The organism is Telluribacter humicola, assembly GCF_017355935.1.
Taxonomy (GTDB): domain Bacteria; phylum Bacteroidota; class Bacteroidia; order Cytophagales; family Spirosomataceae; genus Telluribacter; species Telluribacter humicola.
Window position 1 is genome coordinate 70147 of the sequence record NZ_JAFIQT010000001.1, and the last position, 20559, is coordinate 90705.

18 protein-coding genes are annotated in these 20559 nt (G+C 48.8%); 8 read left to right on the forward strand and 10 right to left on the reverse strand.

Going from position 1 to position 20559, the window contains the following annotated elements:
• Positions 1–12 precede the first annotated feature (12 nt).
• The 6 genes from JUB14_RS00310 to gldB all read right to left on the reverse strand — a co-directional run bounded on the left by JUB14_RS00310 (position 13) and on the right by gldB (position 8270).
• A complete protein-coding gene (locus JUB14_RS00310; protein WP_207503433.1) occupies positions 13–1329 on the reverse strand; it encodes a TolC family protein in 1317 nt (438 codons plus the stop codon).
• A 107-nt stretch (positions 1330–1436) separates the two neighbouring features.
• Positions 1437–2795 carry a sensor histidine kinase gene (locus JUB14_RS00315; protein WP_207503435.1) on the reverse strand — a complete coding sequence of 453 codons (1359 nt, stop codon included), beginning with the start codon at positions 2793–2795 and terminating at the stop codon, positions 1437–1439.
• Positions 2785–3477 carry a response regulator gene (locus JUB14_RS00320; protein WP_207503437.1) on the reverse strand — a complete coding sequence of 231 codons (693 nt, stop codon included), beginning with the start codon at positions 3475–3477 and terminating at the stop codon, positions 2785–2787. The genes JUB14_RS00315 and JUB14_RS00320 overlap by 11 nt, the downstream gene beginning before the upstream one ends.
• An 11-nt stretch (positions 3478–3488) precedes the next feature.
• Complete coding sequence (locus JUB14_RS00325) at positions 3489–5273, reverse strand: MutS-related protein (protein ID WP_207503439.1); 1785 nt, start codon at positions 5271–5273, stop codon at positions 3489–3491.
• Between the two features lie 102 nt (positions 5274–5375).
• Positions 5376–7190: an ABC transporter ATP-binding protein gene (locus JUB14_RS00330; RefSeq protein ID WP_207503440.1), complete on the reverse strand. Its 1815-nt coding sequence runs from the start codon at positions 7188–7190 to the stop codon at positions 5376–5378.
• Positions 7191–7247: 57 nt separating this feature from the next.
• Positions 7248–8270, reverse strand: a complete 1023-nt coding sequence (gldB, locus tag JUB14_RS00335) for a gliding motility lipoprotein GldB (RefSeq protein WP_445515040.1) — start codon at positions 8268–8270, stop codon at positions 7248–7250.
• Between the two features lie 145 nt (positions 8271–8415).
• On the opposite strand from gldB, the gene JUB14_RS00340 reads away from it, so the two are divergent.
• The 7 genes from JUB14_RS00340 (at position 8416) to JUB14_RS00370 (ending at position 15767) form a co-directional block, all read left to right on the forward strand.
• Positions 8416–9264, forward strand: a complete 849-nt coding sequence (locus JUB14_RS00340) for a Rossmann-fold NAD(P)-binding domain-containing protein (protein ID WP_207503444.1) — start codon at positions 8416–8418, stop codon at positions 9262–9264.
• Positions 9265–9551: 287 nt separating this feature from the next.
• The gene (locus JUB14_RS00345; RefSeq protein ID WP_207503447.1) at positions 9552–10064 is read left to right on the forward strand and encodes an RNA polymerase sigma factor; all 513 of its coding nucleotides are present in this window, start codon (positions 9552–9554) and stop codon (positions 10062–10064) included.
• Between the two features lie 156 nt (positions 10065–10220).
• Complete coding sequence (gene crtID / locus JUB14_RS00350) at positions 10221–11705, forward strand: bifunctional phytoene desaturase/3,4-desaturase (protein ID WP_207503448.1); 1485 nt, start codon at positions 10221–10223, stop codon at positions 11703–11705.
• Between the two features lie 93 nt (positions 11706–11798).
• Positions 11799–12650, forward strand: a complete 852-nt coding sequence (locus JUB14_RS00355; RefSeq protein ID WP_207503449.1) for a phytoene/squalene synthase family protein — start codon at positions 11799–11801, stop codon at positions 12648–12650.
• A gap of 212 nt (positions 12651–12862) precedes the next feature.
• Positions 12863–14002, forward strand: coding sequence for a Re/Si-specific NAD(P)(+) transhydrogenase subunit alpha (locus JUB14_RS00360; RefSeq protein WP_207503450.1), 1140 nt, complete (start codon positions 12863–12865; stop codon positions 14000–14002).
• A gap of 43 nt (positions 14003–14045) precedes the next feature.
• A complete protein-coding gene (locus tag JUB14_RS00365) occupies positions 14046–14330 on the forward strand; it encodes an NAD(P) transhydrogenase subunit alpha part 2 (RefSeq protein ID WP_207503451.1) in 285 nt (94 codons plus the stop codon).
• Positions 14331–14372: 42 nt separating this feature from the next.
• The gene (locus JUB14_RS00370) at positions 14373–15767 is read left to right on the forward strand and encodes an NAD(P)(+) transhydrogenase (Re/Si-specific) subunit beta (protein ID WP_207503452.1); all 1395 of its coding nucleotides are present in this window, start codon (positions 14373–14375) and stop codon (positions 15765–15767) included.
• Positions 15768–15825: 58 nt separating this feature from the next.
• Here JUB14_RS00370 and JUB14_RS00375 read toward each other — a convergent pair whose 3' ends face one another.
• From JUB14_RS00375 to JUB14_RS00390, 4 genes are read right to left on the reverse strand one after another with little or no spacing between them, the layout of a single operon-like run.
• Entirely contained in the window at positions 15826–16521 is a 696-nt protein-coding gene (locus JUB14_RS00375) for a hypothetical protein (protein ID WP_207503453.1), read from the reverse strand.
• Between the two features lie 11 nt (positions 16522–16532).
• Positions 16533–16913: a GntR family transcriptional regulator gene (locus JUB14_RS00380; protein ID WP_207503455.1), complete on the reverse strand. Its 381-nt coding sequence runs from the start codon at positions 16911–16913 to the stop codon at positions 16533–16535.
• Between the two features lie 11 nt (positions 16914–16924).
• Positions 16925–17710 carry a hypothetical protein gene (locus JUB14_RS00385; RefSeq protein ID WP_207503456.1) on the reverse strand — a complete coding sequence of 262 codons (786 nt, stop codon included), beginning with the start codon at positions 17708–17710 and terminating at the stop codon, positions 16925–16927.
• A gap of 9 nt (positions 17711–17719) precedes the next feature.
• Positions 17720–18574, reverse strand: coding sequence for an ABC transporter ATP-binding protein (locus tag JUB14_RS00390; RefSeq protein ID WP_207503458.1), 855 nt, complete (start codon positions 18572–18574; stop codon positions 17720–17722).
• A gap of 324 nt (positions 18575–18898) precedes the next feature.
• Here JUB14_RS00390 and JUB14_RS00395 point away from each other — a divergent pair, with 324 nt between their 5' ends.
• Positions 18899–19984, forward strand: coding sequence for an alginate lyase family protein (locus JUB14_RS00395; RefSeq protein WP_207503460.1), 1086 nt, complete (start codon positions 18899–18901; stop codon positions 19982–19984).
• The last annotated feature ends 575 nt before the right edge of the window (positions 19985–20559 follow it).

Genomic DNA, 20559 nt, shown 5'->3' on the forward strand with positions numbered 1-20559 from the left:
AGTTTAGGTTGATCATAGCTCAGAGCCAATGATGTACTGTAGCTCTTCGTACGTCTGACTGAGTTCTTTGCGCGTCGATATGATCGTTCGCTTATTGTCGAGGTACGCCTCAAAGAAGTCCAGGTACTCCAGCATGCTTACATTCCGGCTGCGGAAGTTACTGGTGTAGCTGCGCAGGAGCTGATCCAGCTCGCCCTCATAGGCAGGGTCAATGGAGTTGTAAAAGCTGAGGTTGGTCTGCAGGTTCTTAAAAGAGGCCATAACTTCCGCCTCAACCTGTCTTAGTTTATCGTCGCGCAGGACGCCTGCTCTCTCCAGACCTATCCGGGCGTACTTGATATTGCCCTGATTCCGGTTGAATACAGGCAGGTCAACAGCTACTCCGAAGCCAACGAAGTTCTTAAGGAAATTACCTCCCCGGTCATAGTTTACGCCCAGCGTCAGATCGGGCTTGCGCAGGGCTTGCTGGTAGGTTAGCTGCCTGTTCTGGAAGGTAACCTCCTGCTGAGCAAGGGCTACGTCAGGACGGGAGGAAAGCGCACGGTTCATGAGGCTGTTGGCACTGAGGCCTTCCAACCGGGCCAGATCGGGTACGAAGTCGGACGTATCCAGGACAATGTAAGCAGTAGCAGGCAGATTCATCATCACTATGAGATCCCGCTGAATGTCATGTATCTGCTTTTGCAGATCGACACTTTCGTTGGTCAGCTCCAGTACCAGAGCTTTCAGCCGGACTACCTCCGCCCGGTTGATGTTTCCGATCGTAGCCTGGCGCTCGTAAGAGGTTAGCAGTTGCTGGGTTTGTGAGATCTGGCTGGCAAATACCGTCTGGTAGAGTTGCAGGTACTGTAGCTCTACGAGTGATCGCCGTACTTCTACCTTAAGGTTCCGCAGCAGCTCCTCAAAGTAAGAAACGGCCATGTCGCGCGAGACCTCTTCGATGGCTATCAGCTTACGGCGCTTACCAGCAGTCAACAAGACCTGTTCCAGCTGAATGGCAACCTGGTGGTTTCTGCCGAAGTTGTTGAAGTAAGGAGGTAGCTCTTCACCCAGCGATAGCTGATTGGGCGTAGCCCACAGGTTGACCTCCTCAACGGTAACTGATGGATTAGGCCATAGCCGGGCCTGCATGACCAGAGCCTCTGATTGCTGAATAGTTAACCTTTCGGCAAGTAAGAGGAGGTTTTTCTCGAGGAAGAGCTTTTCAGCCTGCTGTTTGGTAAGGTGTAAAGTATCGGTACTGGTTGGTTGACTTTGGGCATGGAGTGTTTTGGTACCAATTACCAGAAACAAAAAGAATAGACTAACTAAAAAATGGGATGGTTTCATGCTCTAAGGATATTATAGCGGCAAAGCTATGATCCTAACCTTAGAGCCACCCCAACGCTACCTTAGAAGTAGCTTAGAGCCCGATTATATGTAGCTTAGAGTACTTGTCAGAACTGTATACCTACTCTGGTACTTTGATTTGGAGTACTTTGGATAGAGATACTGGCCTGGCAAAAGTTCACAATCTGGCGCGTCAGGGCCAATCCTATCCCGTGCCCCGGCACAGACCTGGCATTAGCCCCTCGGAAGAAAAGCGTATAAATCTGTTTTAGGTCTTCCTGCGCTATACCCGGACCATTGTTTTCTACAACCACCGCCGGACGCCCCTCCTCTATACAGATAGATAGCGAAGGATTGCCATTCTGGGAGAACTTGATGGCATTGTCCAGGATATTCAGCAGCGCAGTAGATAACAGCTCCCGGTGCGAAACGATTTCCAGCAGGGACTCCTGCTCTGAGCTGACATCCAGCGATGTATGAATAATGGAATCAGGGTACTTAAATTTCAGCTTTTCCAATACGTCCCAAACCAGTTCATCAAGTCGAAACGGAACAGCAGGCATTCGTTTGCTGCCGGTATTAAGCCCACTGATCAGGAGCAGTCCATCAATGATCGCCCTGATATCATGGGTATCCCGTACGATCTTCTGTAAGGCCTGCCGGTACTCCGGTACAGTATGTGAATGATCCAGGGTTATTTCGGCTTGGCCTATGATAGCGGTCAAGGGCGTCTTGAGCTCGTGTGAGATGTTCTTAAGGAACATTTTCTGGTTAGCAACCTCTTTCTCGAGCCGCTCCAAAAACATATTTAGGGTACTGGTCAGGTGGCTGAGCTCATCATTAGAGTCGGGCGTAGCCGGAAGTCTGTCGTTGAGGTTATCAGTAGAAATCGCGTTTACTTTCTGGAGGATTTGGGAGAATGGCTTGAATGTACGGTTAGCTACTAATATATTGAGCAAGTAGTTAAGGGCGACACCAGCGATAAAAAACAAAATAAGAGAGTTCCGGAGGTTGTTGATCTGGTCAATCCCCCTTCTGTTAATCCCTGAGGTGACGATGACGAAATCTCCTTCGTTGTCATGGTAGTACACGCCAGTGTACTGGCGTTGCCCTATCCTGAATTCATCTTTTTTCCGCTGCCGTATCCGGTTCAGCAGTTCATCACTGATTTTAATTTCAGAATGGGTTTCTACGAATGTATTGGTATTGGTGGCGTCGTAGATCTGTACGATCTCTTCATTAAGTGGCTGACGGTACTTCCTTTCGTACTCCTGGTACGTATGCTTGCTCACTTCATCTTTTTCCAGAAAGAAGAAAGCCGTAGTCAGAGCCCGGTCATTGAGGCGTGTGTAGTATCCCTGTGAGATGTAGTTGCTGAAGAAGTAGTAAGTACCTGAGAAAACAAAAAGCAGGGTAAGCGCACAGACCAGCGTAGACCGTAAAGCGAGTTTTCGTTTAAGATTCATCCAGTTTATGTTTTAGGAGGTACCCTCTCCCCTTGATTGTGTGGATCAGCTTGTCATCAAAGTCTTTGTCGATCTTATTGCGGAGGTAGTTGATGTATACCTCTACTACATTGGTGTTGCTACTAAAATGAATGTCCCACACCGACTCTGCAATCTCTACTTTGGAGAGTACTCGTTCGCGGTTGCGTAGCAGGTATAGTAGTAAATTAAATTCCCGGGGGGTCAGAAGTATCTCTTTTCCGCTCCGTGTAACCCGGTTTAGCTCTACATCCACTTCCAGATCAGCGTATTTATTGTATTCGAATACACCTTTTTCGAGTTGCTTACGACGTAGCTGGGCGTTGATTCGGGCTAGTAGTTCTCTGAAATGAAAAGGCTTGGCTATGAAATCATCGGCTCCTGCTTCCAGGCCTTTTATTTTCTCTTCGTAATCACCCAGCGCGCTCAGGATGATGATGATAGATTTGATGCTGCGCTTCCGCGTGATCTTGCATACCTCAAAGCCATCAATATCCGGGAGCATAATATCCAGGATAATGACGTCGTAGTCATTGGTGCTGATGTTGCTTATAGCCTCGTAGCCCGAAGTAACGGCATCAACCAGAAAGCCCTTTTCCATAAGTCCTTCTTTGATGAAGGAGGCAACCCGATCGTCATCTTCAACCAAAAGGAATTTAACCATAGTCAGTAGTATTACAGGTCTACCCTAATGCCCATCATGCGCATCAGTTCGCTTGCGTTGAAGCTCTGGCAGATGCCTTCGTGTAATCTATAATCAAAGGATAGTTGTCCATCCTCTACGTCAGAGCGGAAATGGAAGTTCTGCACGTACGACTGCGTAGCGCCCCACTGCCCCAGCTCGAGGTCGTGGGTAGATACCAGTCCGGCCGACTGCTTGGGGTGTAGCTGGCGGATCAGAGCCTCGGCACCCCGGTGACGATCAGCGGAGTTAGTACCTTTCAGGATTTCATCTAATAAATAGAAAACAGGTACCTGCGCGTCTTCGGCCAGCAACAGAAGCTGTCGCAAGCGCTTCAGCTCGGCGTAGAAAGAAGATGTACTTTCTTCCAGCGAATCCTGCGTCCGCATGCTACTGAATACCTGCACAGGTATACATACAAAACGTTTAGCGCTAACAACGGCTCCCATCTGCGCTAGTACCAGGTTGAGCCCGATTGTACGCAGAAAGGTACTCTTGCCGGACATGTTGGAGCCGGTGATAAGCATGGTATGTCCGGTACCTTTCAAACTAAAATCGTTACTCACCCGCTTATCGGCGGGTATGAGCGGATGCCCCATCGTATCAGCTTCGATGTGTACGGTAGTTTCAGCCAGTAGGTGTGGCTCAGTATAGTCAGGATTGGCGAAGGCGAATCCTGCGAGGCTGCTCAGGGCCTCGGCATCGGCGAGGGCTTCGAGCCAGGCATGCAGCTGACTACCGTACTGTTGTTTCCAGCGCTCAATAGCCGCCAGACAGTGTAGGTCCCACAGGAAGGGCAGACCTACCAGTAGTACAAAGAACGGATGGTGACGGTAGTCCAACCGGGCAAACCAGCCTCCGAGCGAGCGCAGTGACGTAGAGGCACCTTTTATGGAAGAATGCCGCTCCGCCCACCAGCGTGAGGTATAGGGTGCTGTTTCGGCCAGGTGGAGGAGGTCAGCGTAGGCCAGCAGCGTATGCCCAAGGGTAGTAGTACGATTTGTTAAGGACTGCAGCTGGTCATTAAATCGCTTAAGAATTACTCCATGCGCCAGTAGGCTGATCCAGAAGGGCCAGGCAGGTAGTATATCAATCAGCGCCAGTACGCCGAGCAGGATTGTTGCTACCGGCCACCACCGCCAGCGAAGGGAGTGCTGCAAAGGCGCAGGCAGCGGCTCATTCACCCACGTCCGCAGTTCACCCAGGTGCTGGGCGGCGTGCTCGTGCAGGAGCGCCGTGGCCTCCCACTGTTGTCGCCATTCGGCGGCCTGTTTGAGCTCCCGGGCTGCTTCCTGCCGCTTAGTTACTTCTTCCTGTGGCGCATGCTGGTTGAGCCACTGGGCAAGACGACGGCTGCCTTCGGCGGTGCGGGTGCGGTTGAGGAGGCGGTACAGGCTGTGTTTTCCAACTATATCCAGATCGGTAGCGTAAGGATGGTCCCGCTCCAGGTACTGTTCGCCGGTATCTTCTCTTCTGAACTTGAATGAGAGCCGGTCCAGTTCATCTTCGTTGATATGCTGAAGGTTACGCTGAAAGTCGCGCTGCGTGCGGGCCGCCTGCTGCCTGCGCATCAGTACCAGGAAGATTACCAAAGCTATCAGTGCCACAGCACCCCATATACTATCGCCGCTCCGATTCCACCACCAGGCTGAGGCTATGCCCACCACAAAGGCAGTGAGGCGGCCGATGGCCAGAGTGTTGAACTGCCGCTGGGCTTTGGCTTCGGCTTCACGGGCTTCCTGTAATCGTGTTTCAAAAAAAGTACGGGGAGAGGTCATGGCTATATACAGAGTGTATGATGGGCAAAAATAGAAAGGGCTGGGTACTAAACCAGCCCTTTCGAAATATATCAGCTAATCGGTGTACTAGTACCTGCTACTTTATGAATGGCTCTCTGCCGTTTCGAATTGCAGCTTGATCAGGTTGGCGTACAGACCGTCTGTAATCATGGCGAGTACATCGTGCGAGCCGGACTCCACGATCTGGCCTTCCCGGATTACGTAGATAGTATCTACCTTGCGGATCGTAGCCAGACGGTGGGCAATGACAATGGTAGAGCGGTTTTTCATCAGCTCGTCCAGGGCTTCCTGCACCAGTTTTTCTGATTCGGCATCCAGTGAGCTGGTCGCTTCGTCCAGGATCAGGATCTTCGGATCTTTCAGAATGGCGCGGGCAATGGCAATGCGCTGGCGCTGACCACCCGATAGTTTAATACCCCGCTCTCCTACTACCGTCTCGAACCGCTCAGGGAATGATTCAATGAATTGAAGGGCGTTGGCCTTGCGGGCAGCTTCCCTAATCTCGGCTTCGGTGGCACCGGGACGACCGTAGCCGATATTTTCGTAGATAGTACCTCCAAACAGCATTACCTCCTGCGGTACTACGGCCATGTTGCGGCGTAGCTCCGTCAGTTCGTAGGATGTAAGCGGAAGACCATCAATGCGTACCTCACCACCCTGCGGCTCATAGAACCGCATCAGTAGTTGTACAATGGTAGATTTACCCGCACCACTGTACCCTACCAGGGCTATCTTTTCACCCGCGTTCAGATCAAAAGAAATGCCCTTGAGTACCTGTACATCCGGACGGGATGGATAGGCAAAATGTACATTGTCGTAGCTGATCTGTCCCTGAACAGCATCCTGTTTGGTAGAAGGGACTGTATTAATATCTATCTCCGAAGGTTCTGCCAGGATTTCCAGCAGGCGCTCAGAGGCACCGATGGTTTTGTTGATCTGCGCGTAGATATCACCCATCCCTCCGATGGCTCCTCCGATAAAGGCGGTGTACAAGGTAAAGGTGAATAGGTCGGAGATGCCCATTTCACCCGTTTGTACCAGTGAAGCACCGTACCAGATTACCCCCACAATACCTCCGGTAAGAGCGAATATGATAAATGAGACAAAACCACCACGGAAGGTAGAAGCCCGAAGCGCATTATCGACCACCCGGCCCAGAGCCGTCTGGTAACGGGCTACTTCGAGGCGTTCGTTGGTGAATGCCTTTACGATATTCACCGACTGGAGGGTTTCTTCCACAATGACGTTGGCGGAAGCCAGTTCATCCTGCGCTTTCTTGGAGAGCTTGCGGATGTACTTGCCAAATACCATGGCGGCAATTACCAGCACCGGGAAAGTGGCCATCATGAACACAGTCAGCTTCCAGGATGTATAAGAGATCAGCACCACACCTACGAGCAGGGTTGCCATCTGCCGGAAAAACTCAGCGATCGTAAAGGAAAGTACATCCTGAAGCTGGGTTACGTCGGAGGTGATGCGGCTGGTAAGCTCCCCTACGCGGCGCTGCTCCAGAAACACCACGGGCAGTGTAATGATCTTGCTGTACACGTCGCGGCGGACATCGGCCATCGCGCGCTCACTGACGCGGGCAAACAGGTAGATACGCAGGAAGGCAAAAATAGACTGAAACACCAGCAGGACAATCAGGATAGTGGTGATTTGATTGATGGTGTAGGATGACCTGCCTTCAATAACCTCTACAATACTACCTACCAGTTTAGGGAAAGCCAGTGAAGTACCTGTGGAGAGGACCAGGAAAATAAAGCCTACAATGAATAGTCCCTTATAGGGAAGTGTGTACCTGAAAATCTTGAGAGTATTCTGTATACCCTTCCAGCTTATCTTTTTTGCGGCGACCGAATCATCATCGTCGTCTAAGCGTCTTCGTTTTGCCATGTTAGTCGTAATCTTTTCTTTTTGTCACTCGTCAGTTGCTGATACCTGTACGAGTTGTTAGTCATCAATCTGCCCTTTATAGCCTGACTCCTGTAGTATCTTACGGGCATCGGCTGTTTTCATAAGCTCCGGTAGCGTTACATCCGGGTTTTTAGCCATGTACTTGTTTACAATGCGCCAGCCAATCCACCGACCGATCGATCCGGGTACTTCCGGCCCTATCTCGGGTGTAAGCGGGCGCTCACCTACATACTTTTGTTTTTTGAGATCGCTGGTTTCGTACAGGAGCTTATTTTCAACAAAGAATGCCCACAGCTCTGTCTGGCTGTTGTACGTGCGTGTCAGGTTCTGTTCAGATAATCCAATGATAAGGCTATCAGGAGTCTGCGGAGCCATGTGCTTCACAAATTCGAATGATTTACCGTATCCAACCATATCGGCCAGTAGTGTACGATCGTCCGGCGTTATTCGATTGTATCGGTCAGACAGGAAAAATAACAGGGAAGGTACTATGGACTCCGGCTGGTAGCGGCGGAGCTGGTAGGTGTACACCTGTGGGCGGTACTGGACCCGTTCGCCACCAAAGTAATCCAGCCCAATGATGATAAGGCTGTCGGATACGAACAGGTCGTTGCCCATAAATCCGGTAACGATGGTCGCTACCTTTGGTACTTTAAAGTCAGGGTAGTAGTACTTGACATGTTTGAAAGCCTTCTCCAGCTCTTCTTCCAGCGGATGAGTCTTTTCACTGAATATAGAATCAAGTTGTTGTTTGAAACCCTGTAGAGAATTATTACGTATGTTCTCGTAGAGGTGCGAAGCCAGCAGCGAATCACTGGGGGACGACTCGCCGGAAGGTGTATCTGTAAAATAAACCTTAGTCAGGAAAGGGTACTTAGCCAGGAAGTTTTGTACATCCTGTACCGACTTACTGGCAAAAAGCTCATCTTCCAGGTGTTGAATTGTTACATCAGCCTGAATCTGACTGACGTCAGGTCCTTTTTCGGTGAGTGGGTTACAGCCCACCATACCTGCTAATGAACTGATTAAGACTATAAAGAGGAGTTGGGACAACTTCATACGCGCGTGGTCGAAATGCACAGTAATCAAACGTGCAAAAGTACAAAAAAAGTTGCAGCAGAGTTGACTATCACCGAAGTATCAGGGGGAAACTTTACCTACTATCAGCTATTTTAAACATTTAGATCTCTCATACCCATTACCAATGCAAGATACCCCTTTACAGACAGTAAGTATTATAGGCTGCGGCTGGCTCGGACTACCGCTAGCCAAGCACCTGCTTTCCAGCCAGGAGCCCTATAAGGTTATCGGCAGCACTACTACGCCTTCCAAGCTGGAGCTACTCAGTGAGAGTGGCATCACGCCGGTTCTGTTTAGCCTTGATCCCGAACCCACTGGGGAGGCCTATTCCACACTTTTCCACAGTGATTTTGTCGTTGTGGACATTCCACCCCGTCTGGCGAAACAAGGTGAGGATTTTCATACTCATCAAATAAAACACCTCGTTGAGCTACTAAAAAATAGTACAGCGAAGCAGATTATTTACATAAGCTCTACCTCCGTATACCCTGAATTAAGTAGTGAGGTAAGAGAAGAAGACGTACTTGTACCAGAACATTCACCGGTTCCGTCGATGGTAGAGGCGGAGTTGATAATGAGTAGCTTACGGGAAAATTGTGAGGTTATAATACTTCGTTGCGCAGGTTTGATGGGCTATGACCGTATACCGGGTAAATATGTACGGGGGAAGAAGAATCTGACAACGGCCGGGGTACCTGTCAATTATGTACACCGGGATGATGTCGTGAGTATAATTGCTCATCTGATAAATAATAAGGAAAAAAGCAGCCTATATAATGTGGTTGCACCGCAACATCCTACCCGAAAAATGGTTTACGAGGCTTCTTGTCGCCAGTTTGGGTGGGAGTTGCCCACTTTTTTAGAGTCTGAGAGCAACGAGCCTTACAAGAAAGTACTAGGTGATAAATTAACGGCTCAGACGGGGTACTCCTACCTGTCCCCGGATCCTCTGGATTTCTTTTATCAGGTGTAGAAGTAAGCAACTAGAAAGTGCAGGTATGGTTTTTACAAATATGTGTGGAGCCGCACAGGAAAAAAGTTGAACATATAAGGCATTGTACGTAGTAAGGCTGTCGCGACTTGTATAAGGTAAAGTAATGCTTTGTATAATTCAATTCAGGATAAGTTGCTAGTTAGTACAGCGGGGTGTGGGTTAGCCTGTTTAACATTTTCGAAAGAAACTTCAACAAGAATTAGCATATTTGTTTAATTGTTTTTAAATTTGATTCAACAAAATATAAACCTTATACTTTGTTTGTTATGACGGCTATAGAATTCACATATAATATCCATCGGGTTTCGAAGTCTCTGAAACCATTCGCTATGCGCCTGACCCGTGATTCTGAAGATGCGAATGATCTGTTGCAGGACACGCTTCTAAAAGCATTTACCAATCGCGACAAGTATACGGATGGAACAAACCTGAAGGCTTGGCTGTACACCATCATGAAGAATACGTTCATTACCAACTATCAGCGGATGGTGCGTAAGAATACCTTCATCGATACCACCGATAACCTGCACTATATTAACTCCATGGAGAGCAGCACTGACAACGGTGCCTACACCAGCTTCGCCATGGATGATATAAACCGGGCTATCGAGAATCTGGATTCGGCCTATCGGGTACCTTTCATGATGCACTTCCGGGGCTTCAAGTACCATGAAATAGCCGCCAAACTGGATATACCCATTGGAACTGTTAAAAATCGTATCCACATTGCAAGAAAGGAGCTAAAAGGAAAGCTAAAAGTTTACTCTCATTTCGACTGATTAACAAAAGACATATATACATTGAGCGGTCTGTTCAAATCTTTTTGAGAGACCGTAATGAGGTAGTTTTTGGTTAAAAAGAGGAAGGTTTGGAAAAGTTAGATAGGATTCTGTCTAACTTTTTTTCATGTCTCAGCATTACTATTTATACCCTATATGACCCCTCCTAAACGAGTAATTGTAATCGGAGCCGGTTTTGCCGGCTTATCTGCTGCTACACAACTAGCCCATGACGGCTACGATGTGACTATACTGGAAAAGAACAGTATGCCCGGCGGGCGAGCCCGCGTGTTCCACGAGCAAGGCTTCGTGTTTGATATGGGACCCAGCTGGTACTGGATGCCCGATGTATTTGAAGACTACTTCGCCCGATTCGGCAAAAAGCCTTCTGATTACTATCAACTGGTACGTCTGGACCCTTCCTACAAGGTAGTTTTTAGTCCGGATGAAGCCGTGGATCTTCCCGCCGGACTACTGGGACTCCGGCAGTTGTTCGAGTCGATGGAGCCGGGTAGTGGCGAGCGCCTGGACGAATTTCTGCGGCAGGCTGCTTATAAGTACAAGGTCGGAATTGGTAATTTTGTATGGAAGCCCAGTCGCCGCCTGACGGAGTTTGTAAGCCTTAAGCTTCTGTATGATGTAGCCCGCCTGGATGTATTTCAGTCGTTTGCGGCGCATGTCCGCAAGTTCTTTCAGGATCCCCGCCTTCTTCAGCTGGTTGAGTTCCCGGTACTGTTCCTGGGAGCTACAGCCGAAAATACCCCTGCGATGTACAGCCTCATGAACTACGCCGAAATGAGCATGGGTACCTGGTACCCAATGGGGGGGATGCATGAGATTGTGAAGGGTATGGTAGCGCTGGCGGAAGAGAAAGGTGTAAAGCTGCTTCTTAATCAGAATGTGACTCAAATAGAGGTAGATAAGGGGCAGGTGCGGCGCGTTCATACCGACTCCGGCATATTCGAGGCGGATGTATTGATAGCGGGAGCTGATTATCATCACGTAGAGAATGATCTTTTAGGTGATTCTTATCGTAATTATGATGAATCGTACTGGAGCAAGCGAACTATGGCCCCATCATCACTACTATACTACTTGGGAATCAATAAGCGGGTACCTCGCCTTGAGCATCATAATCTCTTTTTTGACGAAGATTTTAAGGTACACGCGGCTGAGATATATGAGAGTCCGCAGTGGCCGTCAAAGCCTCTGTTCTATGTATCAGCACCTTCCAGGACAGACCCATCCGTGGCGCCTGAGGGGTGTGAGAATCTGTTTGTACTGATTCCGGTAGCCCCTGGCCTGTCTGGCGATACGGATGAGATCAGAGAAAAGTACTATAACCTGGTGATGGAGCGCCTGGAGGCGTACGTAGGAGAACCTGTGCGGCCCCATGTAGTCTATAAGCGCATGTACGCTCACAGTGATTTCATTAAAGACTATAATTCATTCCGGGGTAACGCCTATGGACTGGCCAATACCCTAAAGCAGACTGCTATCCTGAAACCTGCTCTTAAGAGTAAGAAAATCAAGAATATGTACTTTACCGGGCAGCTAACCGTACCTGGTCCGGGAGTACCTCCTTCCCTTATTTCAGGGATTGTTGTAGCTCGTGAGGTGAAGAGGGAGAATATTTTATAATTTTGTTTAAAGTTAGTTAAACAAAGAGGTGGGCTTTAGGTTAATAGTATCATTAGCTATTAACGGAACATCTCCTCCCAAAACCGACGTCCTATGCTGGAGCTATTTAACCAAACGTCATTTCACTGCAGCCGTATCATTACCGAGCAGTACAGTACGTCCTTTACCCTGGGGATTCGTACCCTTGATCGTAAGTACCACATGCCTATTTACGGGATATACGGATTTGTGCGTTGCGCGGATGAAATTGTAGATACATTCCATGATTTTGACAAGAAGGCGCTGCTGGATAAGTTCCGAGAAGATGCATATAGTGCTATCAATGACAGGATCAGTGTTAATCCGGTCCTGCATGCGTTTCAGCTGGTAGTTAATCAGTACGGAATTGAGCGGGAGCTGGTAGACTGCTTTCTGGATAGCATGGAGATGGACCTGTATGATCAGGATTATACTTCCGACAACTACTGCAAGTACATATATGGATCGGCTGAAGTAGTAGGGCTGATGTGTCTGCGGGTATTCTGTGAGGGCGATAGGGATATGTATGACCGGCTTCGGGAAGGAGCCTGTAAGCTGGGATCGGCCTTTCAGAAGGTAAACTTCCTGCGTGATATGAAGAGTGACTACGTGGAGCGTGGCCGTGTTTATTTTCCTGGTGTACAATTCACAACATTTGATCCGGACTCCAAGCTGGAGATTGAGAAGGATATCGAAGCTGATTTTGATGCCGCCTATCAGGCCATTCTGATGCTGCCCCGGGGAGCCCGGCAGGGAGTATATCTGGCGTACGTCTACTACCGGACGCTGTTTGACAAGATCAAAAAGATACCTGCGGCCCGTATTCAGGAAGAGCGCATACGGGTAGCTGATGGTAAAAAACTCGCACTTTTAGCACATACCTACTTCAAATTCAGGATGAATGCTCTGATTCCTGCATTTTTTTAGGAGATCTTTAAGGTTAACTACCTACTTTCAACGTCTCTAACACTACCATCTGGGTCTACCTGGTTACAAGTCTTGGGTTAACTCCTTAGGCCTTGTGGCTGTATGCATAGGGCAAACTCCTGTGCTGTTGAACATTTACCTTGTTCTTAATGAGTAGAATTCCCGTTGGGTTAGCTGTATTAGTTTTCTAACCAAAACTCTGTCTGGAAACATTGAAAATTGCAGTCCCCAAAGAGACCAAGCCTTTGGAAAGGCGTGTCGCTCTAACCCCCGACGTTGTCAAATCTCTTCAAAAAGCCGGATTCAGCTGTCTTATTGAAACAGGTGCCGGCGAAGCTTCCTACTTTTCCGATGAGTCGTATCAACTGGCCGGAGGTACCATTGTCCCCAATGCGGCTACGGCACTTGCTGAGGCCGATGTAGTACTGAAAGTCAATGCTCCCTATCTGGATGACATAGCCCTGATGAAGGAAGGCAGTGTACTGATCTCTTATCTCTATGCTTACACTATTCCTGAGGTAGTAGATGCCCTGAAACGCAAAAAAATCTCGGCTTTCTCCATGGATGCGGTACCCCGTATCTCGCGGGCCCAGAAGATGGATGCGCTCAGTTCGCAGGCCAACCTGGCGGGTTATAAATCGGTATTACTGGGAGCCAACGCCCTGGGTAAGATATTCCCGCTGATGATGACCGCGGCTGGTACCATCACACCCGCCCGGGTACTGGTATTTGGAGCCGGTGTAGCGGGCTTACAGGCTATTGCTACCGCCAAGCGCCTGGGAGCCGTCGTAGAGGCTACAGACGTACGTCCTGAAACCAAAGAGCAGGTAGAGTCACTGGGTGGCCGCTTTCTGCAGGTAGAAGGTGCCGAGGGAGTTAAGACCGAAGGAGGTTACGCCCGTGAGGTGTCAGCCGACTACCTACAGAAGCAGCAGCAATTGATCAAAGACCGCATCAAGGAAGCTGATATAGCCATCACTACCGCGCTGGTTATAGGCAAAAAGGCGCCGATCCTGATTACCGAAGAAATGGTAAAAAGCATGAAGACGGGGTCGGTGATTGTGGATATGGCGGTAGAGTCGGGAGGAAACTGTGAAGTGAGCGAGATGAACAAGACCGTCGTCAAGCACGGCGTGACCATCATCGGGGAGTCCAATCTGCCTTCGTTGCTGCCTGTCAACGCCAGTGAGCTTTACGCCAAGAATATCTCGACGCTGCTGTTGCACTTGGCTAACAAGGATGGCTTCAAGTGGGAAATGGACGAAGACGTTACCAAAGGTAGCCTCATTACCTACCAGGGCGAGCTTGTGCATCCGTTCACGAAGGAGATCCTGGCGAAGTCTAAAGTCTGACACGTACACAAGTACATCACACAACCACAATCATTCCCGAAACATGACACTTGAGAACTTTATATTCCTGCTCTATATACTGGTGCTGGCCAGCTATTGCGGCTTTGAACTTATCTCCAAAGTACCTCCAACCCTGCATACGCCCCTGATGTCGGCCTCCAATGCCATCTCCGGTATCACCATCGTAGGTGCTATCCTGTGCGTACGCGAAGGCGAAATCAGTAAGTATCTGGGCATGCTGGCGCTGGTGCTGGCTACCATCAACGTGGTAGGTGGCTACGCCGTGACGGACCGGATGCTCCAGATGTTCAAAAAGAAAAAGGCCTGATGCTGCCTCCTCAGTTTTACTATTAATCCTGTAATTCCTCACATGAACATACTTGTACAACTTACGTATCTGATATCGGCAGTACTTTTTATCGTAGGTATCAAGAAGCTGAACCGTACGCAGGAAGCCCGCCAGGGCAACACCCTGTCGTCGGTGGCGATGCTACTGGCTATTCTGGCTACCATTACTTACGTAGAGGCGCTGACGCTGCCCGAAATACTGGCCTGTATTGCAATAGGTGGCGCCATTGGTCTGTTCTGGGCTCGCAAGGTAGAGATGACCCAAATGCCCGAGATGGTGGCTATCTTCAACGGTTTCGGTGGTGCCGCTTCCTTCTTGGTAGCTATGTCCGACTACTGGACCCGCGCCGTGGAGCAACCCACCTTATCAACCGATATGGTTACGCTAATTAGTATCCTGCTGTCTGTACTGATCGGTGGTCTGACCTTTACGGGCTCTCTCACTGCCTATGGAAAACTCAGTGGTAAAATAAGCGGTAATGCCATTGTTTTCGGTGGCCAGCATCTGCTCAACCTGGTACTACTAATCGTAGCTATTATCTGCGGTGGCCTGCTGGTTACTGAACTGGATCTGGTGACGGCCATGCTGGTACTGGCGGCTATCTCACTAGTACTGGGGATACTAGTGGTGATCCCTATCGGAGGTGCCGATATGCCCGTAGTGATCTCACTGCTCAATTCTTACTCGGGTATGGCGGCCTGTACAACTGGTTTCGTACTCAATAACTCAGTACTGATCGTAACGGGAGCCCTGGTAGGTGCATCAGGTATCATCTTGACCCAGATCATGTGTAAGGCCATGAACCGCTCGCTGGTGAGTGTACTGTTAGGTGGCTTTGGTGCTACCTCGGGCGCCGCCGCTGCTGCTGGTGGCGGTAGCGAAATGGTGATCAAAGAAGTAGGTGTAGAAGAAGCCGCCATGATCTTTGATTCGGCCTCGTCGGTAATCGTGGTACCTGGCTATGGTATGGCCGTGGCGCAGGCTCAGCACGTGGTGCGCGAGATGATGGACCTGCTCGAAAAGAAAGGCGTAAACGTACGCTTTGCCATTCACCCGGTAGCGGGTCGGATGCCCGGGCACATGAACGTACTGCTGGCTGAATCCAACGTACCGTATGACAAGCTCATCGAGATGGAAGAGATCAACGATGACTTTGGCAATACGGATGTAGTACTGGTAGTAGGGGCTAACGACGTGGTGAACCCGGCCGCCCGTACCAATCCGGCCAGTCCGATCTTTGGTATGCCTATCCTGAATGCTGATAAAGCCCGTACCGTGATCGTGAGTAAGCGCTCCATGGCCGCGGGTTACGCCGGTATCGAAAACGAGCTCTTCGGCTACGACAACTGCCTCATGCTCTTCGGCGACGCCAAGTCTACCCTGACTAAGATGGTGGGTGAATTGAAAGAGATGTAATAAATAGGTACTGGTTTGCATCCTAATGATGCAAACCAGTACCTATACCTCTACGCTGCTAAAGATTAACTTTTCTTAGCATACTCCCCGGCAGGCTCACGTGAGCGTTAGTGTCTGCCTGTAATTGAAAAGTATTGAAGATATCCTTTTCAACAGCCAAACGGCTGGAATCGCGCACCTGGCAAGTAGCCGCACCTATCCGATTATTGGCATCTATATCTACAAAGCTGCCCGAATAAGCCGAAACGCTCAGTGAATCGAAGCGGTTATCCGTAAGCAAAGCGTTCTTTCCCACTTGCGTGACAGATAATGATCCTCCCTGCCAGCCTGTGATCTTATTAAATATACCTTCGGAGCTTACCCCTGATAGAGTCGGAGCCATAATATAGATAGAAGGCTTCCGGTCCAGAGGGTCTTTCTCAAAAGAATAACTTTCCGGTCTCGCATCTTTTTCGAAGAGAACAATAAGGGTATCTCCCCGCATTTCCGTTATAACACCCTTGCCATTAGAGCCACCTTTGAAGTGCACTCTTCTCATTTCAAACCGGGTACCTAGCTGAATTTGTGCCAGGACGTTGCTTTGCCCCACCAGCTTTACATACTTAAATGCAGGTAGTGTTTCATGCGCATAGCCATAGTACGGATCATTCCGGTTTATCGTATCGTAGGTCTTTTTCAGGGGAAGGTTAGCCCCCAGCGAGGATACTAAAATAAAAGCGAACAGCGCCAGGAGTAATTTATTACTGGTCTTCATGCAGCGTAGAATTAAGGGGTTGACGGATATTCGGTGGCAACAAATTTCTCGTAGCGAGTTTGTAGTTCTTCCATACTGATGTTAAGCAGGTACATGGCCTTAAAAAATTCAGGCAGTTCGCTTTCCAGAAAACGCTCCCGTCGGTAAGCCAGGATGAGCGTCTGTGCGTTATCAGATGCCGAGTAGCCAATCCCGCGCCTGTTATAGATAATTTCCTGGCTTTGCAGAAAATCATACGTACGCATGACAGTATTTGGATTTACTTCCAGCATAGCGGCCAGGTCGCGCACCGAAGGGATACGCTCACCTGGTGGCCACTGCCCCAGTACGATCTGCTCGCAGACGTAATCAGCGATCTGTATATAGATTGATTGTTTATCTTTAAATTCCATTAAGTAGCAGGTTAAATTTCTTTTTCACCCAGCCGCACGTAGGTGATGTACCAGAGGGCAAGCAAAAAGAGCAGGGGCAAAGTGTAAAACAGATTTTGAAACAGCGGTGAATGATCTATGTGATGATAGTGGTGGCTTCCGTCAAAGGTGATCCGCCAGCCGGAAAAAGGAGAGGCTCCCATCATGTAGGGATTAGAAGCAAGGTACTCAGCAAACCACAGATTAGCTTGTGATATCAGCGCAGCAGCCACTATGAATACCGCCGAGGCCTTGACAAAAGAGGCTTTAACAAAATACAGGGACCCAAGAAACAAAAAACCCTGGAAAAGGACATACATAATGATAAAGGCCTGCAGAGTATCCGATGATATCTTCTCATACTGGTAGCTGTTAGGCGGAAGCTTGCTATTGACAAAGTCAATCGTCCAGCTATGCAGAAACAGGAACAGCAATAACAGTGGGATCTCAAACAGCAGATTGAAAAGCAGCGCACTAAGTACCTTCTCTAACCGGGAGGCCGGTACCATTAGAGCCGCTATACCGGTATCACGAGAAGTATATTGGCTGAATGCCAAATTGGTATAGAGGCTTCCACCTAAAAGCACAGGGAGTAGCAGCGCGGCAAAATGAAGTCCGGGCAGCTTGCTGTTGCTCGCACCGATGAATATAGTGGGAAGCATCATAAGCAGCAAAAAGGCGAGTACAGGTACTGCCGTAAGCAGGTAGCTCTGACCCTTAAAAGCAAGTTCCCATTGGACTACCCGGCGGAAACGAGGAAAACTGAATGTCTGATTCATAGACTGAGCTTAGGATCTGGGGTGGTACGTTGGTTCTTTTTGGAATAGGTCGCGGATACGCAGAGGGTGGGTTGTGACCGCATTAAACAGTTGTTCGAGATCAACGCGACTTTCCTCTCCGGCGAGATTTTCGCTGATTGTTTTGTAGCCACGCAGGGCGGGCTCCGAATATAGCTCGCTACCGTCCAGAGTAGGGCGGGTACCAAAGTAGAGCCGTTCCGTAACTGCTTCGAGGCTGTGCTGCATCAGTACTTGATACTCATTCAGAATGATGATGCTGTCGATCAGATGATCCAGGTCTCGGACCTGATGCGTGGAGATCAGGATCAGACGGTCGGGGTTCAATGCGGCAGAAACAATACGGCGGAACTGACTCTTGGACGGAATATCCAGGCCATTAGTGGGTTCGTCCATCAGCAGCACCTTTGTATTGGCAGCCAGGGCAAAGGCAATCTGCGCCTTCTTTTTTTGACCATGAGATATCTCTGTCAGCCGATTGCTGTCTGGGATCTCAAATTCTTCAATATACCTTCTGAATAGCGCTTCATCAAACTGCGGGTAAAAAGGGGCCATTATTGCCAGGTACCGGTCTATGCTGACAGCAGGCAGGTATACCTCCTCTGGAATGAAAAACACATCCTGCAGGAAAGCGGGCTGCCGCTTCCGGGGCTTGTATCTATTTATAACTATTTGCCCATCCGATGGAAAAAGTAGCCCGGCTATAAGGCGGAGCAGGCTCGATTTTCCTGCCCCATTCTTACCCAGTAGCCCATAGATGTGGCCGGGGCTAAGTTGCATATTCAGGTTTTCGAATACTTGCTTTCGCCTGTTGTACCCGAATGAAACGTTATCGAGTTGGATCATAGCAACTTTTGTTATAGTGTATTAGTATAATAGTACACTGTAAATGTAAAGATTGCTTTTTGAAATACAAGCGCTGGAGAGGCTTTTTTTGAAAAGTGGACATTGCTTTCAAAAGGCTGATAACCAGCAAACACCTTATCAATCCAACAAAAAGGTTTACCCATCTATCAATTCCACTTTAAAGTGCTCCGCTCCGGATTGAACAATGAGCGAAGTGACTTCTGACCTATTCTAGTTAAAGACATTGTATCATGAGAAAAAAGTAGATAGTACCTTTTCCATTAGAGATGATCAAAAGGGTATCTCAAACTACCAGCCCAAATTATGAAACACTACCCGTACCTCGCCTTTTTGCTGCTGCTGTCCTTCTGTGCGGAGGCCCAGGTCCGGCAGACGTTGCTGCTAACAGCCCGGCAGCAACGGGAAGTAAAGACACTAGTCAAAACTAACCCAGAAGTACAGGCTTTGTGGAAACCCGTTGAGCAGGAAGCCAAGCAGTACCTGAACGATGAGCCCCGTCCCCTGCGCGTGATCCACTACGAGGGCCTGCTGGATACTAACCCCGACCGAATACGTACTACCGAGAGCCTCAAAGATCTGGATAAGGTAGCGGTGTGGCTATCGGCTTACTATGGTACTCAGGATGCCGTGTATGCCAACAAAATAAAGGAGTACCTGCTGGCTTGGGCAGGCGCCTACCAGCCTACCGGTAATCCTATTAATGAGAATAAGCTGGAGCCGCTGGTGCATAGTTACCAGGTACTTAAAGAGTACTTCTCCACAGTGGAGAAACGGCAGGTTGATAAATGGCTGACCCAGCTGGCGGAGGCGGAGATGGCTTTTCCCCGCATTCCTGAGAATAACTGGAAGGCCAAGCACATCAAGTTGGTAGGTACCATCGGACTGGTGCTGCAAAAGCCCCACTACGTAGAGTATGCGCAGGAGAAGTTTAAAAAGTACATCGATAAGGCTCTCTACGCCGACGGCACCAGCCGGGACCTGATCGAACGCGACGCCCTGAGCTACCACGTGTCGGGTCTTGACCCGCTCCTGATTTATGCGCTTACTGTGGAGCAGCTAGGAGGTAAGCAAGGCGGCTTTCGCCCCTTCACCTACGAAAGCCCCGAGGGCGGCAGTATCCAAAAATCGATAGACTATGTAGTACCTTACGCCAAACGCGAAAAGGTACACGCAGAGTGGGTGAATACCAAAGTAGAGCTGGACCGGCAACGAGCCAAAGCGGGACTGGAACACTATCAGCCCGGCAAACCGTACAATCCGGAAGGTTCTTTAGATATGTTTACTCTAGCTTCTTACTTTAACCCGGCTTATAGGGAGGTGATTAAGGGGCTTAAGAAAGAGGATTTCAAAGAATATAACTCGTGGCTATCGGTGCTGGTGGCCAGGTAGTGGTAGAATTAGTAGTCATAATTCTGGCTGTAATAACTTTAAGATTCATACATCAGGAAAACGAGAAAAAATGAAATCATAAAAGAGAGTATGCTTCCGACAAATAGGCGATTAGCCTTTTTTATCTTTTCGCTCTTTGCAACCTCGCTGATGTGCTCATCAAAATTTTCCAAGCTGAGCAACGGATAAATCAGAAGTCGGTATAAGATGAGGTACAATCCGAACATGTAGAAGGCCACTAGGATAAATGATGGTTTAAAGGCTCCATATACGGATACTGTTACACCTATTGCAAGAATGACAACTGATACGTAATAGAAGTAGAGAGATACCAAAAATCTGAGATGTACTACCCAGCTGGAAATATCAACTGACTCATAGCGTGCGGAATTAAAGTATATCCCTTCGTAAACATCGTTTAGATATCTCTTGATGGAAAGCATAAGTAAGTTTTGTTATTGTAAGAAAGACTAGTCTTTATGCTCTTTTTACGCCTTAAGGTACCGCTTCTATATTCAGTTTGGCAATACTGTAAAGCAGGTAATTTCGTCAAAGGGTTACCTCCTGTACATTCT

Excerpts from the sequence above, each read along its gene's own strand:
- JUB14_RS00345 (WP_207503447.1), top strand. The coding sequence starts at position 9,552 with ATGACGGCTATAGAATTCACATATAATATCCATCGGGTTTCGAAGTCT.
- JUB14_RS00310 (WP_207503433.1), bottom strand. The coding sequence starts at position 1,329 with ATGAAACCATCCCATTTTTTAGTTAGTCTATTCTTTTTGTTTCTGGTA.
- JUB14_RS00325 (WP_207503439.1), bottom strand. The coding sequence starts at position 5,273 with ATGACCTCTCCCCGTACTTTTTTTGAAACACGATTACAGGAAGCCCGT.
- JUB14_RS00355 (WP_207503449.1), top strand. The coding sequence starts at position 11,799 with ATGCTGGAGCTATTTAACCAAACGTCATTTCACTGCAGCCGTATCATT.
- JUB14_RS00330 (WP_207503440.1), bottom strand. The coding sequence starts at position 7,190 with ATGGCAAAACGAAGACGCTTAGACGACGATGATGATTCGGTCGCCGCA.
- JUB14_RS00375 (WP_207503453.1), bottom strand. The coding sequence starts at position 16,521 with ATGAAGACCAGTAATAAATTACTCCTGGCGCTGTTCGCTTTTATTTTA.
- JUB14_RS00365 (WP_207503451.1), top strand. The coding sequence starts at position 14,046 with ATGACACTTGAGAACTTTATATTCCTGCTCTATATACTGGTGCTGGCC.
- JUB14_RS00385 (WP_207503456.1), bottom strand. The coding sequence starts at position 17,710 with ATGAATCAGACATTCAGTTTTCCTCGTTTCCGCCGGGTAGTCCAATGG.
- JUB14_RS00320 (WP_207503437.1), bottom strand. The coding sequence starts at position 3,477 with ATGGTTAAATTCCTTTTGGTTGAAGATGACGATCGGGTTGCCTCCTTC.
- gldB (WP_445515040.1), bottom strand. The coding sequence starts at position 8,270 with ATGAAGTTGTCCCAACTCCTCTTTATAGTCTTAATCAGTTCATTAGCA.
- JUB14_RS00390 (WP_207503458.1), bottom strand. The coding sequence starts at position 18,574 with ATGATCCAACTCGATAACGTTTCATTCGGGTACAACAGGCGAAAGCAA.
- crtID (WP_207503448.1), top strand. The coding sequence starts at position 10,221 with ATGACCCCTCCTAAACGAGTAATTGTAATCGGAGCCGGTTTTGCCGGC.
- JUB14_RS00380 (WP_207503455.1), bottom strand. The coding sequence starts at position 16,913 with ATGGAATTTAAAGATAAACAATCAATCTATATACAGATCGCTGATTAC.
- JUB14_RS00370 (WP_207503452.1), top strand. The coding sequence starts at position 14,373 with ATGAACATACTTGTACAACTTACGTATCTGATATCGGCAGTACTTTTT.
- JUB14_RS00315 (WP_207503435.1), bottom strand. The coding sequence starts at position 2,795 with ATGAATCTTAAACGAAAACTCGCTTTACGGTCTACGCTGGTCTGTGCG.
- JUB14_RS00340 (WP_207503444.1), top strand. The coding sequence starts at position 8,416 with ATGCAAGATACCCCTTTACAGACAGTAAGTATTATAGGCTGCGGCTGG.
- JUB14_RS00395 (WP_207503460.1), top strand. The coding sequence starts at position 18,899 with ATGAAACACTACCCGTACCTCGCCTTTTTGCTGCTGCTGTCCTTCTGT.